This is a genomic window from Alcaligenes nematophilus, from assembly GCF_026344155.1.
GTDB lineage: Bacteria > Pseudomonadota > Gammaproteobacteria > Burkholderiales > Burkholderiaceae_B > Alcaligenes > Alcaligenes phenolicus.
Genome location: NZ_JAPKMZ010000002.1, coordinates 675,204 through 691,809 on the forward strand (window position 1 = coordinate 675,204; position 16,606 = coordinate 691,809).

General features: G+C 57.9%; 14 protein-coding genes. 2 read left to right on the forward strand and 12 right to left on the reverse strand.

Features of this window, described 5'->3' with window-relative positions:
• The first annotated feature begins 4 nt into the window (after positions 1–4).
• The gene (locus OSH04_RS08250; protein WP_060186151.1) at positions 5–1,477 is read left to right on the forward strand and encodes a glutamate synthase subunit beta; all 1,473 of its coding nucleotides are present in this window, start codon (positions 5–7) and stop codon (positions 1,475–1,477) included.
• 848 nt (positions 1,478–2,325) lie between these two features.
• Positions 2,326–2,562: a hypothetical protein gene (locus tag OSH04_RS08255; RefSeq protein WP_022983381.1), complete on the forward strand. Its 237-nt coding sequence runs from the start codon at positions 2,326–2,328 to the stop codon at positions 2,560–2,562.
• Positions 2,563–2,889: 327 nt separating this feature from the next.
• Here the strand turns inward: OSH04_RS08255 and OSH04_RS08260 are convergent, their stop codons facing one another.
• From OSH04_RS08260 to OSH04_RS08315, 12 genes are all read right to left on the reverse strand, one after another.
• Entirely contained in the window at positions 2,890–4,965 is a 2,076-nt protein-coding gene (locus OSH04_RS08260; protein ID WP_266108246.1) for a UvrD-helicase domain-containing protein, read from the reverse strand.
• 137 nt (positions 4,966–5,102) lie between these two features.
• Positions 5,103–7,196: a primosomal protein N' gene (locus OSH04_RS08265; RefSeq protein ID WP_226349503.1), complete on the reverse strand. Its 2,094-nt coding sequence runs from the start codon at positions 7,194–7,196 to the stop codon at positions 5,103–5,105.
• A 285-nt stretch (positions 7,197–7,481) separates the two neighbouring features.
• Complete coding sequence (gene hemE, locus OSH04_RS08270; protein WP_035269211.1) at positions 7,482–8,558, reverse strand: uroporphyrinogen decarboxylase; 1,077 nt, start codon at positions 8,556–8,558, stop codon at positions 7,482–7,484.
• 31 nt (positions 8,559–8,589) lie between these two features.
• Positions 8,590–9,393, reverse strand: a complete 804-nt coding sequence (locus OSH04_RS08275) for a hypothetical protein (protein ID WP_266108247.1) — start codon at positions 9,391–9,393, stop codon at positions 8,590–8,592.
• A gap of 115 nt (positions 9,394–9,508) precedes the next feature.
• Entirely contained in the window at positions 9,509–10,459 is a 951-nt protein-coding gene (locus OSH04_RS08280) for an AraC-like ligand-binding domain-containing protein (protein WP_009462703.1), read from the reverse strand.
• Between the two features lie 116 nt (positions 10,460–10,575).
• On the reverse strand, positions 10,576–11,076 hold the full coding sequence (locus OSH04_RS08285; protein WP_021447058.1) for a cytochrome c family protein: 501 nt from the start codon (positions 11,074–11,076) through the stop codon (positions 10,576–10,578).
• Between the two features lie 139 nt (positions 11,077–11,215).
• Positions 11,216–11,764, reverse strand: a complete 549-nt coding sequence (locus OSH04_RS08290; RefSeq protein WP_021447059.1) for an aralkylamine dehydrogenase light chain — start codon at positions 11,762–11,764, stop codon at positions 11,216–11,218.
• Positions 11,748–12,389, reverse strand: coding sequence for a methylamine dehydrogenase accessory protein MauD (gene mauD / locus OSH04_RS08295; protein ID WP_009462707.1), 642 nt, complete (start codon positions 12,387–12,389; stop codon positions 11,748–11,750). Before mauD ends, OSH04_RS08290 begins: the two co-directional genes overlap by 17 nt.
• Before the next feature lie 9 nt (positions 12,390–12,398).
• Positions 12,399–12,941 carry a MauE/DoxX family redox-associated membrane protein gene (locus tag OSH04_RS08300; protein WP_009462709.1) on the reverse strand — a complete coding sequence of 181 codons (543 nt, stop codon included), beginning with the start codon at positions 12,939–12,941 and terminating at the stop codon, positions 12,399–12,401.
• 1 nt (position 12,942) lies between these two features.
• Positions 12,943–14,115: an aralkylamine dehydrogenase heavy chain gene (locus OSH04_RS08305; RefSeq protein ID WP_009462712.1), complete on the reverse strand. Its 1,173-nt coding sequence runs from the start codon at positions 14,113–14,115 to the stop codon at positions 12,943–12,945.
• A 31-nt stretch (positions 14,116–14,146) separates the two neighbouring features.
• Positions 14,147–15,019, reverse strand: a complete 873-nt coding sequence (locus tag OSH04_RS08310; protein WP_052159243.1) for a transporter — start codon at positions 15,017–15,019, stop codon at positions 14,147–14,149.
• Between the two features lie 63 nt (positions 15,020–15,082).
• Entirely contained in the window at positions 15,083–16,573 is a 1,491-nt protein-coding gene (locus OSH04_RS08315) for an aldehyde dehydrogenase family protein (RefSeq protein ID WP_021447061.1), read from the reverse strand.
• Positions 16,574–16,606 lie beyond the last annotated feature (33 nt).

Genomic DNA, 16,606 nt, shown 5'->3' on the forward strand with positions numbered 1-16,606 from the left:
CATCATGGGAAAGACGACTGGATTTCTTGAGTTTCAACGTCTGCAAGAAGCCGTAGAAGCTCCTTTAAAGCGGGTCAAGCACTGGAAAGAATTTGTCCAGGTATTGAACGACGAGCAGGCAGGCCAGCAGGCCGCCCGCTGCATGGATTGCGGCATCCCTTTCTGCCACAACGGCTGCCCGGTCAATAACATCATTCCTGACTGGAATGATCTGGTTTACCGTCAGCAGTGGAAAGAAGCGCTGGACGTGCTGCACTCCACCAATAACTTTCCGGAAATTACTGGCCGCATCTGCCCCGCTCCTTGCGAGGCAGCCTGTACCCTGAACATCGACCGTGCGCCCGTGGGCATCAAATCCATCGAGCACGCCATCATCGACAAAGGCTGGGCAGAGGGCTGGGTTGTGCCACAAGTGCCTACCCACAAAACCGGCAAACGCGTGGCCGTCATCGGCTCCGGCCCTGCCGGCTTGGCCAGTGCCCAGCAATTGGCACGCGTCGGCCACGAGGTCACCGTGTACGAGAAAAGCGACCGCATTGGTGGCCTGATGCGCTACGGCATCCCCGACTTCAAGCTGGACAAGCACTTGCTAGATCGTCGCATCGCCCAAATGCAGGCCGAGGGTGTGCAGTTTTGCCCTTCTACCTATATTGGTCAGGCACAAGATCAAGCCGCCCAGGAACCGGGGCTGACCGTGCTGTCCCCTACCGAGCTGGAACAACAGTTCGACGCCATCATCCTGGCAGGCGGCTCCGAAACCCCCCGCCTGCTGGAGGCCCCCGGTAGCCAGCTGCAAGGCGTACATCCCGCCATGGACTTCCTGCGCATCCAGAACCAGCAAGTTGCCGGTTCGCGAGGCACTCCCGCCATCAGCGCTCAAGGCAAGCATGTCGTAGTGATTGGCGGCGGTGATACCGGCTCGGACTGCGTGGGCACCAGCACACGCCAAGGCGCAAAATCGGTCACCCAGTTCGAACTGATGCCCCGCCCACCCGAGCAGGAAAACACAGAGCTGACCTGGCCCTACTGGCCCATGAAGCTGCGCACCTCGTCCTCGCACGAAGAAGGCTGCGAGCGTGACTGGGCGATCAACACCGTAGAGCTGGAAGGCAAGAACGGCCAAGTCAAAGAACTGCGCGCCGTGCGGGTGGAATGGAAAACCGATCCCGCGACAGGCCGCATGAGCATGACACCCATCGCTGGTTCCGAAATGACCTTCCCCGCCGACCTGGTCCTGCTGGCCATGGGCTTCACCGCCCCCGTACGCCAAGTGCTGGACGCCTTTGCCGTAGAAGCCGACCAGCGCGGCAACGTCGCCGCCAACACGGATGACTACCAAACCAGCCGAGCCAAAGTCTTCGCCGCCGGAGACATGCGACGCGGCCAGTCCCTGATCGTCTGGGCCATCCGCGAAGGCCGCCAATGTGCCCGTTCCGTAGACGAGTTCCTGATGGGGAGTTCGACACTTCCCCGCTAAGCCTTCTTGGTAGTACCAGTACACAAACAGCCAGCCGCGATAAACGGCTGGCTGTTTGTCCTCAAGCGAACGAGATCACTTCCAGGCCCCCTGACTTCGCGGGTTCTTATTTGTTGTTTGCGGCTCGCTGCCTGCTGCCTGCTGCCTGCTGCCTGCTGCCTGCTGCCTGCTGCCTGCTGCCTGCTGCCTGCTGCCTGCTGCCTGCTGCCTGCTGCCTGCTGCCTGCTGCCTACAACTAGCCTACGAGCCTGTCATCCATATCTGCCAGCTTTATTTGCCTGGCAACGGATTGCAGCAAGAAGCAGCCAGAGCGATTAGTTGTGGGTTGTCGGCTGTTGGCTGTTGGTTGTTGGTTGTTGGTTGTTGGTTGTTGGTTGTTGGTTGTTGGTTGCCACCATTCTGAAGCCCTTGCTGGCTTGAGGCTGGATTGGAGCATTCAGGGGGCTTGCCGCCGTCTGGGGCTGTTGTAGGGATGCAAGCACCTTGCTGTTTGAGTTCAACGCTTGTGGTTTGTCCGGGGGACAAACCACTGAACGAGTTCAAGGTGCGCCCTACAACAGCCCCAGACAAGGGCACCGGTGCGCAGCACCGGCAAGCTTCCGCTCCGACCCAGCCTCAAGCCAGCAAGGGCTGCCGCAAGGACTCCACTTCCCACCTAAAACCCGCAAAACCCTACAAACCCCACCCCCATAAGCCTTTGATTTAATTTCCCTTTCCAAACAACCCTAGGGTTTTCCCCTAAAAACCACAGGCTAATCCAATCCCTAGGGTTTACCCTTGCTTTTAGACTAGGGAAAACCCTATAATGAGGATTCGTAACTTAGACCTTCACCTTAAAGGGAAAGCAAATGTCTACCATGACCACTTACTCGCACTACATTCACTGGAGTGATGCTGTTGAGCGTGGGGTAATGCAGCATGCCCTGGAAAATGGTGAATCCGTGTCTTTAACTGCACTGACCAAAGCAGCGGCCAAACAAGTTTCCAAAGCCGCAAACGTGGTGTTCAAGTACATGGTCGAACTGACCCGTGCCTTGAACGAAGCCCGCATCCGCGATTCCCGCATGTCGGCCAGCTACTGGTAAGCCACGCATCACCGTCGTAACGCTCAAGCAAAACACCGCTTGATGTTGAAAAGCCTGCTGATTTAGCAGGCTTTTGTTTTTTCTGCGTTTGCCAATGCCACCTTTCCAAGGGCACACCTTCATGCACCGCAGAACCTTGGCTCATTGGGCGCAAGCACCTCACAAGACGTCTCCCCTGCCCCAAGATCAAGACAAGCCCAGGCACGGAAAGCGTTTCTTCCAGCGCCGCAGAACATGAAAAAGGCCAGCAAAAGCTGGCCTGCAGAACTACGGTGCCTCACAAAACATAGGCCCAACACGAAATCGTCCTTGATCAAGAAGAACTACTCAAGACTTGCTCAACAAGTTCTTCAGCATATCCAGCCGCTGCTTGGGACTTAAAGCCGCCTGCGCCGGATCTTCCTGGGCACCAGGGTCTTCGATCTTCATCTCATCAATAAAGCGTGAGCGCTCACGCACCAGATTCTCACGTGCGCGTCTGCGCTTCTTGCACCAGCTCAAGCGCAAGCTGCGCTGCGCACGCGTAATACCCACGTACATCAGACGCCGCTCTTCCTGAATGCGCTGGGCCAGAATATCGGCTTCTTTATCCGGGTCTATATCTTCGTCATCGCGCCCAATGTGCGGCAGCAACCCTTCTTCCACCCCCACCAGGAACACATGCGGATACTCCAGCCCCTTGGAAGCATGAAGCGTGGACAATTTGACCGCATCCGGGTCTTCATCCTCACCGCGTTCCAACATGGTGATCAGGGCAACTCGCTGCACCAAGTCATTCAAACTCAGCTGATCGTCTGCCGCTTTGGACTTCAGCCAGGTAATCAATTCCAGCACGTTTTCCCAACGAGTCTGCGCGGGGCGCTCGTCGAACATATCGTAGAGATAGCGCTCGTAATCAATCGCCCGCAGGAGCTCGTCCAGCAATTCGCTAACGGCCGTCTCGTGTCCTTCCTGATCGCTCTCTACCCGGTCCGCTCTTTGCTGGATACGGCCAATAAACTGCGCAAAGACACTTAAAGGCTCCAACTGCCTTTCCGGTAAGCGATCCGTCAGAGCGATTTGCGAGACGGCGGAATATAAAGACAGCTTTTGTTCCGCCGCAAACTGACCCAGCACCTGCAAGGTAGCCTGCCCAATTCCGCGCCTGGGTGTCGTCGCTGCGCGGATGAATGCCGGATCATCATCGTCGTTCGCAACGACTCGCAAGTAAGACAGGATGTCGCGAATCTCGGCCTTGTCAAAGAAACTCTGCCCACCCGAGATGGTGTAGGGAATGCGCAGATTGCGCAGCGCCTGCTCAAAGATGCGGGCCTGATGGTTGCCACGGTACAGCACCGCAAAATCTCGCCACTCGGCCTGACGCTCAAAGCGCTCTGCCGAGATACGCATAGCCACTGAATCGGCCTCGTTCTGCTCGTCGTCCGTCACGTGGACCTGGATAGGCTCACCAAAGCCCAGGTCAGACCAGAGCTTTTTACCGAACACGACGGGATTATTGCCAATAACATTATTCGCAGCCTGCAAGATGCGCTGCACCGAGCGATAGTTCTGCTCCAGCTTCACGACTTTCAGGTCCGGGTAATCCTTGGGAAGCTGCGCCAGATTCTCCACGGTAGCGCCACGCCAGGCGTAAATGGCCTGATCGTCGTCCCCCACCACGGTAAACATATTGCGCTGCCCCGTCAGAGAACGCACCAGCCGATACTGACAGAGGTTAGTGTCCTGATACTCGTCCACCAGCAGATACTGCACCCGACGCTGCCAGCGCTCGCGTACTTCCTGATTGTCTTCCATCAACTGCGCAGGCAAGCGGATCAGATCATCAAAGTCCACCGACTGATAGGCAATCAAGGTGGCGGCGTAGTCGCGGTAAATACGAGCCGCCTCGATCTGGCTTGGCGAGTTTGCGGCACGCTCCGCATCGTCCGGCCCCATCAAGGCGTTTTTCCATAAGGAGATTTCCTGCTGAACGGACTTCAGGCGGCCTTTATCCGTGGTAGCCAGCAGTTCCTGAATAATTGCCAGCGCATCGTTGGAATCCAGAATGGAGAAGCGTGGCTTCAAACCCACGTGCTGGGCTTCCTCACGCAACATGCGCAAGCCCAGAGAGTGAAAGGTGCTGACGGTCAGCCCCCGCAACAGCTTGGGATCTACCAGGGCGCGAATCCGCTCGTTCATTTCACGCGCGGCTTTATTGGTAAAGGTCAGTGCGACCACTTGTCGGCCCGTGTACCCACACTCGCGCAGCAGATAAGCGATTTTCTGCGTAATGACTCGCGTCTTGCCACTACCGGCTCCAGCCAGGACCAGACAGGGCCCATCCATATACAACACGGCCTGACGCTGCATGGCGTTCAGGTCGGTGGGGACAGTATGGCCTGGTGTAGTGACAGAGGTGGACATGGTGGAATCAGTGAATACTAGGCAAGAAAACGAGGTTCAACGCCAAACAACGTGCACAACTAAATAGCGCACAAGGATACACCCTGATGTACTGAAGATGCTCCTACCGTCCTGCATATACATGAGCCTGGAGAATCTTAAATCTCGAGGGGATCGACCTCAATCGTAATGCGCACTTTATGCTGCTTGGCCAACTGCGCGACCTGGGGTCCCCAATAGCGCACAAAGGCTTGCAAGGCCGGACGATGGGCGCTTTCCAACAGCAACTGGGCCCGCTCGACTTTGGCAACGCGCAAAACACGTAAGGGCACGGGATCGTACAGGAAAACCTGATCCGCGCCCGGAAATTCATTCGGATATTCTTCAGGCAAACGACGTGCCTGGGTCAACAAGCGAATCGCATCTGCCAATTGCGGGGCTTCGGCAGACAGGAGCACCTGATAGGCAAAAGGCGGCAAGCCCACGGACTCGCGCTCGTTCAAGGCGCTTTGGGCAAAGCCTATGTAATCGTGCTTAATCAGACTTTGATAAACGGCCTGCTCCGGGTAGCCCGTCTGGATGATGACATCCGCCCCTTCGGTATGGCGACCGGCCCGGCCTGCTACCTGCATCAGTTGAGCAAACAGACGCTCGGGCGCGCGGAAATCATGGGCGAACAAGGTAGCATCGGCATTGAGCACACCGACGACGCTCAAGCGGGTGAAGTCATGACCTTTGGCCACCATCTGGGTGCCCACCATGATGTCCACTTCGCCCGCATGCACCTGCTCGAACAATTGCTGCGCGCTGCCCTTCAAGCGGGTGCTATCCGCGTCGATGCGCACCAGGCGGGCATTGGGAAAACGCTCGCCCAGAAACTCTTCAATACGTTGAGTGCCCCGACCCATAGGCTGCAAGTCCTGATCGCCGCAATCCGGGCAAGCACGCGGCACGGGGGCCTGATAACCGCAATGGTGGCACTGCAAATTGTGCTTGAAGCCATTTTGCCGGTGCAGCACGGTGTACACCGTGCAACGCGGACATTGAGACAGCCAGCCGCAAGAGGCGCAATGCAGCACAGGCGCATAGCCACGCCGGTTGATAAACACCAGCGACTGCTCGCCACGGTCCAGACACGCTTCCAGCGCATCCAGCAACTGAGGAGAAAAACCCGACTCCAGGCGCAAATGGCGGGTATCGACCAGACGCACTCGCGGCAAGGAAACCTCTCGCGCACGCTTGGGCAGGCTCAACAGGCTATAGCGCCCTTGTCGAGCATGATTCCAGCTTTCCAGCGAAGGGGTGGCTGAACCCAGCACCACCGGCACTTTCAGATCGTAGCCACGCCACACAGCCAGATCCCGAGCGGAGTAACGCAAGCCATCTTGCTGCTTGTAAGAAGCGTCGTGCTCCTCGTCCACAATAATCAGGCCCAGCTCGGGCATGGGCGTGAAGATGGACAGCCGTGTTCCCAACAAAATGCGCGCCTGACCACTGTTGACGCGCAACCAGGAGCGCAGCCGTTCACCTTCGGACAGACCACTATGCAAGACAGCCAGCACATCGCCGGGCAAGACGCGCGCCAAGCGGGCACGCAGGACCTGCTCGAACTGAGGCGTCAGATTGATTTCGGGCACCATGAACAGGACTTGCCGACCAGCGGCCAGCACTTGTTCCAGCACCCGCATATAGACTTCGGTTTTCCCGCTACCCGTTACGCCATGCAGCAATAGGCAGCTTCCGGGTTTGGCCGCCACAATGCCATCTACCGCAGCCTGCTGCTCGGCATTGAGCACGGGCAGGACGTCGCTGTCCACCGGCTCCACCTTCTTTTCCTTGCGCTTGGCCATGCGCAATACCGGCCCACCAGCGGAACGCTTGCCCAGATAGGCAGAGGGTTTGCGCAAAGGCCCTGGCAAGGACGGCATCATGACCTCGCCCAGCGGACGGTGGTAATAGGTAGACGCAAAGCGCGCCATCCGCAACCAGTCCTGCGGGAAAGGCGGCAAGTCATCCAGCAGCTGATCAATCGCCTTGACCTGCTCGGGCGGGTAGGAAGGTTGCTCCGGCAAGGCCACCACCACGCCTATCATCTGCCGCCGCCCAAAATGCACAATGACCCGCTGTCCGATCAGGACGGGTTCGTGGTGCTGATAATCAAACACCCCATCCAGGGGAACGTCCAAAGCCACATGCAGCCAGAAAGGTCCGGTGCTTGCCGATGCAGAAATAGCGTCAGGAGTGGCGGTCATGGATGGTGGTTCAAAAAAGGGCTGGCCTGGCTGAAAGCCTGATAAGTCAAGAGCTTAGCGACCTGTGGATAACTTTGGGGAAAATGACATGAACAAAAAATACAAAGAAGCAAGCACAGATACAATTTAATTTTCAATATCTCTGAAATAAGGATAAAACGCAGAGAAATCAACTAATTAAAACTGGGTATTGAAATTAAACCTTAAATATAAAGACCTCAAACCCAGCCCTGTCTGTGTGCATAACTTTGCGCACAAGCTGCGACAGCCCGTGCGCAAAGACTATCAAACGCTGTGGTGTCGACGGCTGTAGGAATGCACTTCGTCGACCAGAATGCCCACGGCTTCCGGATCGGTGAAACGCGAAATACCGTGGCCGAAGTTGAACACGTGACCGCCCTGCCCCACAGGGCCAAAGTCATCAATAACACGACGGGCTTCACGACGGATGGCTTCTTCGCCACCGAACATGGTCATGGGGTCCAGATTGCCTTGCAAGGCCAGTTTGTCACCAATACGAGCGCGCGCACGGGACAGGTTCACCGTCCAGTCCACACCCATGGCATCAGCGCCACAGCCAGCAATATCTTCCAGCCACATGCCGCCGCCCTTGGTAAAGACGATGACAGGGACGCGCTTGCCGTCATGCTCGCGAATCAAGCCATCAACCACTTTACGGGTGTAGGCCAGGGAGAATTCCTGGAACAGGGAGTCGGACAATACACCACCCCAGCTATCGAACAGCATCACAGCCTGTGCGCCGGCACGGATCTGATTGTTCAGGTAGTCGCAGGTGGTTTGGGCATTGATTTCCAGCATGCGGTGCATCAGGTCCGGACGCTGATACATCATGCTTTTCACCAGACGGTAGTCGTCCGAGCCCTGGCCTTCCACCATGTAGCAGGCAATGGTCCAGGGGCTGCCGGCAAAGCCGATCAGCGGTACTTTGCCGTCCAGTTCCTTGCGGATCAGCGAGACAGCATCAAACACGTATTGCAGCTTGGCCATGTCCGGCGCTTCCAGCGCCATGACGTCGGCTTCGTTGCGTACAGGACGGGCAAAACGCGGGCCTTCACCAGCGACGAAATCCAGACCCAGGCCCATGGCGTGTGGCACGGTCAGGATGTCCGAGAACAGAATGGCGGCATCCAGATCGAAACGACGCAGGGGCTGCAAGGTTACTTCGCACGCAAATTCGGGATTCTGAGCCAATTGCATGAAGGAGCCAGCCTGGGCACGGGTGGCATTGTATTCAGGCAAATAACGCCCGGCCTGACGCATCAGCCAGATGGGGGTGTAAGGCACAGGTTCGCGCAACAGCGAGCGCAGGAAAACATCGTTTTTTAATTGAGGTAAAGACACGGCAATCCCTATTGAAAAATGCCTGTTAATTTTAACCATCGTGTTCGTCGTCTGGGTTTGACGCGGATCGAAAGCGTGCTGCATCGATATGGTGTTTGCGCATCAGTGCCCAGAAAGCACGCCGGTGCTTTTGCGCGGAGCGGGCCGCCATGGCGATATTGCCGCTATGGCGATCAAGGGCGGCGTGGATATAAGCCTGCTCGAAGCGGGCCACTATCCGTCCCTTGGCAACTTTGAAAGATTCCTGGCTGCTGGCGTAGCGCGAGGCTACCGCAGCGGCATAGGCTTCCAGCGTTGTCCCCTCCTGTTGCAAGATCGTTTGCGACAGGCGCTGCTCCGTTGGGCCGGGGTGCAGGACCAGATCCTGGTTTTCCTGCACCCTATAGTGTATCCGACCCGACAGCCCCGGTTCATTCAAAGCGTGGGAAGAGGTCTGTAAACGCTGACGATTGATGCGGGCGCGCAAATCGTCCAGGCATAAAGGCTCGCGTACGTAGTCTGCCAGGCCCAGTTCCAGCAGATCTGTCAGGGCAGCGGCCTTGATGGCACCCCGCAGCAAACCAAAGACCGGCACTGGCAAATGACCTTGAGCCGCCGACAAGGCTCGGCGCACGTGAATCAGGGTGGCCGCTTCGATGGGAATCAGACAGGCATCAAAACGCAGCAGCAAGGCCGATGCGCTGCGCAAAAACAAATACTCCTGATCGGGATGGGGCGGTGGTGGCGCCTGCAGAACATGCAGCTGCAAACGCTCGCAAGGCGGGATGATGGCCTGTAAATTCTGAGCCCACGATGGCTGGGTGTGCAGCAACGCACAATCGAGGTGTAGACGCATAAGACTGTCCTTGAGAAGCCGGGCGAACCACACCGGCCGCCCCATAATCATGAGCCTCTAGGATAGAAATCCGACCCGTCTGCGATAAGTCGGAGTTGCGTCTACGTAGCTGTACTTAATCGCCGCAAATACGGCTGCGACGCCATTCGCTGGGCGATACGCCATAGCGTCGCCGGAAGGCGTGGCTGAACACGGCCGCGTCGGAAAAGCCCATTTGCCAGGCCAACTCACTGATCTGCCGACCGGGTTTGCCGTCCACCAACAATTGACAGGCGCGCTCCAGACGGGCGGCCATGATGTAGTCGGCAGGCGCTTGCCCGCACAGCTCGAACAGCTTGTAGAGATAACGGCGTGAAATGCGAAATTGCAGCGCCAGGGACTGGGCATTCAAGCCGGTATCACCCAGATGATCCTGCACGTATTGCTGAATTTGCAGCAGCTGCCCGCGCCGCACTTCGTCCAGGGCGGACTCGGTCGTCACCGGGCGACCATCGGCCAGGCTCAGAGCCATCATGCGAATCACGGTCTGGGACAGTTCGCTCAAAGCCGAGGGCGACAAGTGCCCGCGCTCCTGCAAACCCAAACGCAGCATATCCATGGCAATTCGGGCCGGACCTGTGGTGGCGGAGAACGAACGGGCCACCGCATCGCTTAGCCAGGGCAACCAAGGCAGTAAACGCTCTTCCTCGAACTGCAAGACCAGAAAGTGGGATTGATCCTGCACGGCCACCTCGTAAGGGCGGGTGGTGTCATAAATGCCCCACTCCCCGGCGTGCAAGATGCCACTGCGATTATCCTGCTGAATCTGACTGCTGCCACTGATCTGCAAGGTGACCTTGTACAGTGCCTGCTCGGATCGGCTGGCCAAGGCCTGGGTACGACGCACGCGCTGCGCGCTGGTACACAGTTCCATGACATCGACCGAACCCATGCGATCGGTGGCCGCCCGGTTGGAGAAACCACGGCGAGAATCCGGCTGAACTTCCAAGGGCACAAAGTACGCGCACACCACTTCCTGCCAAGCAGCCAGGCTCTTGAAAGAAGCAGAGGGAGTGCGCAATAACATAGACATTGCCTGAGTGCCCTTTCGGCCAACGCAATTGATCGGGGTAAGGGGCAGAATATGCCCCCTTTCTTATAGCCCTAAAAAATTCAAGCGTCTACGGTCGTTAACCCGCTGTATCAGCGATCCATGGAGCCGTACAGGTAGGGCGCAGGCTCCAGACCCATACTGTTCATCTTGACGGTTAGCTCCGTACGCGCCTTGAGTACATCATCAAAACGATGCCGGCGCGATGCCCCTACCTCGGCCGAGGTAAAGGGTCGGTAATCGGGTGTCATTTCTTCCGGGCTGAACTTGGCCACAATCCAGTTCAGCACACGAGCCAGATCGGCATTATCCAGTTGCGACTGCGAGGCACCGGGCACTCGAATCATATAGTCCCGTCCAGCTGGCAAGCGTGTAAACAAGCCAATGGACTGGTTGAAATTGGGGATGCCCCGATGCGTCAGGCCCTGGCCATCGTAGCGATGGCAACCTGCGCATTGCAGCATATAGTCTTTGAAAGCCTGCGAACTTTGCAGGTAATCGCCCGTTCCGGCCATCTCTTCTTGGGCATGGGCCCAAGGCGTAAACGCCAGGAGTACGGCGCCCAAACAGGCCAGGCGCAAAGATGTCCACACAGTGATGCCTCCTTAAGTGGCCGGACGCCATCCTGGCCGCCCGGCACCTTATGCAAACCCTGGGGGACTGCCCATACGGAAGAGAACTGACGTCTCAAGGACCGCTCCCCCCGTAATCCTGGCAGCCCGACGGGCTTTTTTAGTTTTTAGCCAAGCCAACCAGTACCGATGTCGTGCAATGGAAGGTGCTGTTCTCGTTCGCCATGCACCAGTTCACGTCATTGTGCAGGAAGAACTCGTAACCAGGACGCTCACGGGTCTGCGTGTTGCACTGGCAGCGGCCACAAGCGGTCTTGCCGCAGCAGTCGTGGTAGCTGATCAGGTAGTCCTTGCCATCATGCGGGTTGTGGCAAGTGCCAATCCACGAGATGGGCGAAGGCGTCGAGCCCGGAGGGCAGGTGGTGGTCGTGCCACCGCAGCAAGAGCACAGGAACCCGTCCACCGCACAATGACGCCAGTAGTCGCAGGAGTTCACTTCGTCTTCATTCGCCAGATCGGGATTCAGACTGATGTGATCGGCACCACTGCTGCTGCCACCACCACCGGCGGCGCGAGCCACCGGCAATACAGGCAACACAAAGGCCGAACCGACCATTAATTTGCCCACCGAGCGCAGCACGCTGCGACGCGAAGTCTTGTGGGCCACAGAACGGGAGAGGCTCTCCCCAAATTTATCCAGCCAACGCATTGACGTTCTCCTTTCGTGATACCTGCACTTGCTTCATGCCCGAGTCACCGGCCAAGTATTCTTGCGCCGAGGCCACGCCCAGGTCTTTGGCGGTAAACAGGCTTTCCAGCTGTTCACGCGAATTGACCAGACCCTTGCCGCGCACCACACCGTTCTCGTCGATCAGGACGGCGTAAGGCAGTTTGCTGATCTGAAAGCCCATGCCCAGCTGTGTGGACAGGACGTAAGGGAAGGCGTCCAGTTGTGCTTTCTGGTAGAAAGCCAGATGCTCGGGCATCTCGCCATCACTGGCCAGCACAATATCTACCCACTGACCTTCCGAGCCCTGAATGGACTTCAGAATGGGCAAGAGCTTCTTGCACACCGGGCAGGTAGGCGACATGAAGAAAATCAACTGGCTACGCGGACCAGCCACGCCCACGGTAACGGCACGACCGCGCAGGTCCTGCAATTCCATGACGGGAGCGGCATCACCCACCTGCGGGCCTTTATCCATAGTCAGGGCGCCCATGGGGGCTACCCGTTCGTACAACACGCCAATCTGGCGCGACAGGGCAAGTACAACCAGCACCAGGGCCAGTACGATTACCCATAAAATGACGTTGGAAATCATTAAAGCGGTCATTTAGGTCTCCTAAGAATTCTGCATTTTCTGGAATTTCAGATGGGATTCGATCAGCTGGTTGGCCGCATAGTACAGGCCCAGCAAGGCCAAGGTGGCACCAAAGAAGGTCAAACCGTCCACCCAGACCAGTTCACGGGCGCTGCTGATGGCCCAGTCACCGCTGGCCACGGCCAGCGCAGCCAGCAAGGCATTGCGAGCCACCAGCCACCAGGACAGACCACCGGAGGATTCCCCCAGCCCGGAGCAGCCGCAATCCACATCGCGGCGGCCACGCAGCAGGTTCATCACAATGCCACTGGTGGCGACCAGCAGGACGCACAGGGCCAGAACCGCCCCCAGCGAACGGCTGGCTGGCCACAGCAGCAAAGGCGCACTCAAGGCCTCGGCAGCGACAAACAGCACACTGAACGGTCGTAGCAACACTTCCGGCAACAATCGATAACCGCCAACGGCTGCCTCGAACAGGCTGAAGTGACGCAGTTTATCCAGCGCCCCCAGTCCCATCAGCACGGCCAAGCAAGCCAGGCTGGCGTAGGTCAGGACCGGGTCCATATCAGACACCCCCAACTGGGTGGAACTGAACTTGCAAGGATGCTTCTGCGGCGCCTTCAATGGTGCGCAGCAACTTGGGTTCAGGCTGGCTGATGTCATAGACGTTCACATTGCCACCGTCCAGGGTCAGCATCAGATTGCGTTGCTGATCAATGGTCATGGACAAGGCATCACGCCCTGGAATGCGGGCTACACGCTGCTTGGTCTTGGTGTCCATGACCCAGATCTCGGCCGCGGGGAACTTGTGAGTACCCTCTTTGCCATCGGGATGCATGAACACATACATGCGACCGCTGGCGCGATGCAGACCCACCAGGTTGTAGCCACCGGGCACCCAGTTCTTGGCCTTGTCCTCGTCGTTCAGCAGGGACCAGGGGCCATCTACCTTGACCTCGTCACCGCTGAAATCCGCACTGTAGACATTGCCGTAGTAGGACACGAAGTGAGCCTTGTCCTTGTCCAGAGCCGGAGCGATAAAGATCGGATCATCCTTCACGGAGAACATCTGCTTGCTGCGCGACTGGCTGGCGACTTTGCCATCCTCGCCCAGATTGATGGTCAACAGGCCACCATCGCCACAAATAGTCATGAAGCTGCGTGGGCGGTTGGGCTGGGGGATTACACTCCAGCAACCGGCGGCAGCTGTGACGTCTTCCACATAATCACCCTTGGCCACGTCCACGATCCCGATCGAGGTCGCTGGCGAGGCGTTTTGCAGCACGATGAACTTGCCGTCCGTCGTCTGACGGAACAGACCGTCATAGTTCAGACCTTGCACACGCTTGGGTGGCAGGGAAATTTCCTTCTCGAAGGTCAGCTTGTCGGCATCCCACACTTCCACTACATCCGAGCGCTTTCCACGCGTAATGCGCTCGTGATAGGTGGTCATGGTGTAGATTTTCTTGCCGTCGTTGGACACCTGCACGTGGCCGTTGAAGGCGGTGGGTACCATGCCCAGGAACTTGCCGTTGGTGTAGTCATAAACGTGCACACGGCTTTCGGTCAGGTGCATGAACACCGAGTCCATGACATAGATACGGTTTTCCTGCGGGGCAGACACACTGTGACCACCTGTCAGGACTTCGCGCGGCTTGTCCTGGGCCTGCGCGCCACCGGCCAGTACCATCAGCCCCAACATGGCGGCGGCGGTCGTTAATTTAAATTTAGACTTCATTGGATGTCTCTCCTCATGGGCGTCCACGCTGTCAGAACGCATAGGCATAACGGAATTGCAGGCCGCGCATGCGCGGGCCATTCTCGACTTTCAAATCATGGATGTACTGCAATTGCACCTGGTGAGCGTCGGTCAACTGGTGGGTGATCTCGGCGGCCAACTGGTGGTTACGTGCACGCGTCGCCGTGGTCTGGCCATTGACCCGTTCACGGCCACCAGTCTCGTAGCGGTAGCGCATACCCACATAAGTCTTTTCAGTCAGGTTGGTTGAAACCAGGGCCATCAGGCGGATTGCCGTGTCTTTTTTCAGGGTCTGGCCGTAGTAGTTCTTGTTGTTGCCAAAGAACTCGAACTCCGCCACGCCTTCCACAAAGGAGGACTCCCCAAAGCCTTTCACAATCGCAAAGTCCTGGATCGTGCTCCAGCGATTCTTGCCGGAGGACACATCAGCCTGCGAGCCGTGGTAACGACCTGTAGGAGCCGTAATGAAAGGCTCCCACGCAAACCAGAAACGGTTTTCCGGATCGTTGTGCAGCCACACGGCGGCACCGGCAGTCACATCACCAATCCCGGTCATGCGATCCCGGTCTTGCCCTGGAACATCCAGCGTGTTGCGAAAACCGGGCACGATCAGCTCGTACTGCACCGTCTTGCCGGCCAGTTCGCGAAAGTGCATCTGGCGGTAAATCATGCCTTGCACATTCAGCTTGGGGCTATCGCCAATTCGTGAACCCTGATCATAAAAACCGTGCGACTTCAGGCCCATCATGTAGACGGCCAGGATATTGGTCCCTACCGGAGCAGGAATCCAGTCCCGCGCACTGGGGTCGCCCGCAAGGGCGGCACCGGCACTGACGCCGCTCAAGGCCAAGGCCAGAGCGGTCCGCTGCAAAATTGCATACATTATTGTTGTCTCCTCAAAGAGGCGCGAACGGTATCGTTATTGTGTTCGCGCCTTTATCCCTAGCTAGGCTGCCGGGTAGGCCATGCAGACCGATTTGGTCTCCAGGTAAGCCTCTACCGCAGCGCGCCCGTGCTCCCGACCCAGGCCGGACTGCTTGTAGCCACCAAAGGGCATGCTGGGGTCCAGCATGTTGTGGGTGTTGACCCACACGGTTCCGGCCTTGATGCCAGCAGTCAAACGCTGGACGCGGGCCAGATCCTGACTCCAGACGCTGGCACCCAGGCCAAAGTCTGTATCGTTGGCCAACTGCAATGCCTGCGCCTCGGTGTCAAACGGGGTCGCGACCACCACGGGACCAAAGATTTCTTCACGCATGATGCGAGCATCGGGAGCGACGTCGGCAAACACGGTGGGGCGTACAAAGTAGCCCTGCTCGGGGCGAGCACCCTCGCCTGCCAACATGCGACCGCCTTGCTGGCGGCCCACATCAATGTAGTTCTGCACGCGCTGCTGATGACGGGCGGAAATCAGCGGAGCAATCTGGGTGGACTGCTCAAAGCCCGATCCCAGAGTCATGGAAGAAGCCAGATCGGCTACGCCCTGCACCACGCGCTCGTAAATGCCTTTTTGCACGAACAGACGCGAGCCGGCAGTACATACCTGGCCCTGGTTAAAGAAGATGGCGTTGGCCGCACCTTGAATGGCCATGTCCACATCGCAATCGTCCATGATGACCACGGGGGATTTGCCGCCCAGCTCCAGGGACATGCGCTTCATGTCGTTGACGGCCTGATGACCAATCAACTTGCCCACTTCCGTGGAGCCGGTAAAGGAAATCTTGTTCACGCCAGGGTGAGCCGTCAAAGCCGCACCTGTGCTTTCGCCACGACCCGTGATCACGTTGATCACACCGGCGGGGAAACCAGCTTCCAGAGCCAGCTCGGCCAGACGAATGGCAGTCAGCGGTGTCTCTTCAGCAGGCTTCAGAACCACGGTACAACCGGCGGCCATGGCAGGCGCAATCTTCCACACCGCCATCAGCAACGGGAAGTTCCAGGGCACGATAGCGCCCACCACACCAACCGGTTCCTGGCGGGTGTAAGCATGGTATTTCACGCCGGGAGGAAAGCCGATGGAAGGCGAGAGCAATTCGCCATTCATCTTGGTGGCCCAGCCAGCCATGTAGCGCAGCCATTGTGCGCTGGCCGCCACTTCCAGGCCGTAGGAGAAGAACAGCAGCTTGCCGTTGTTCAGGGTTTCCAGACGAGCCAGCTCATCCGCGTGGGATTCAATCAAATCAGCCAAACGCAACAAGAGGCGCTCGCGCTGAGCGGGCAACATCTGAGCCCATTCGCCCTGCTCCAGAGCCTGGCGCGCAGCACGCACGGCCAGATCCACGCCTTGAGCACCGGCCTCGGGCTGGTGCGCAATCACTTGTCCCGTTGCGGGATCGTAGACGGGAATCGTGGGCCCTTGAGATTCAGTGACGGGTTTGCCGTCAATAATCATGTGTTCGCGAATCGCCTTGCGCTCGGCTTGTACGTCCTGCCCCATAGTCTGTCTCCACACGGAATAGTTGATTCTTAA

Bases quoted from the DNA above. Each gene is read 5' to 3' on its own strand.
- mauD (WP_009462707.1), bottom strand. From the start codon at position 12,389: ATGACCGCTTTAATGATTTCCAACGTCATTTTATGGGTAATCGTACTG.
- OSH04_RS08290 (WP_021447059.1), bottom strand. From the start codon at position 11,764: ATGCGTTGGCTGGATAAATTTGGGGAGAGCCTCTCCCGTTCTGTGGCC.
- OSH04_RS08280 (WP_009462703.1), bottom strand. From the start codon at position 10,459: ATGTTATTGCGCACTCCCTCTGCTTCTTTCAAGAGCCTGGCTGCTTGG.
- OSH04_RS08300 (WP_009462709.1), bottom strand. From the start codon at position 12,941: ATGGACCCGGTCCTGACCTACGCCAGCCTGGCTTGCTTGGCCGTGCTG.
- OSH04_RS08250 (WP_060186151.1), top strand. From the start codon at position 5: ATGGGAAAGACGACTGGATTTCTTGAGTTTCAACGTCTGCAAGAAGCC.
- OSH04_RS08260 (WP_266108246.1), bottom strand. From the start codon at position 4,965: ATGTCCACCTCTGTCACTACACCAGGCCATACTGTCCCCACCGACCTG.
- OSH04_RS08305 (WP_009462712.1), bottom strand. From the start codon at position 14,115: ATGAAGTCTAAATTTAAATTAACGACCGCCGCCGCCATGTTGGGGCTG.
- OSH04_RS08310 (WP_052159243.1), bottom strand. From the start codon at position 15,019: ATGTATGCAATTTTGCAGCGGACCGCTCTGGCCTTGGCCTTGAGCGGC.
- OSH04_RS08265 (WP_226349503.1), bottom strand. From the start codon at position 7,196: ATGACCGCCACTCCTGACGCTATTTCTGCATCGGCAAGCACCGGACCT.
- OSH04_RS08255 (WP_022983381.1), top strand. From the start codon at position 2,326: ATGTCTACCATGACCACTTACTCGCACTACATTCACTGGAGTGATGCT.
- OSH04_RS08275 (WP_266108247.1), bottom strand. From the start codon at position 9,393: ATGCGTCTACACCTCGATTGTGCGTTGCTGCACACCCAGCCATCGTGG.
- OSH04_RS08315 (WP_021447061.1), bottom strand. From the start codon at position 16,573: ATGGGGCAGGACGTACAAGCCGAGCGCAAGGCGATTCGCGAACACATG.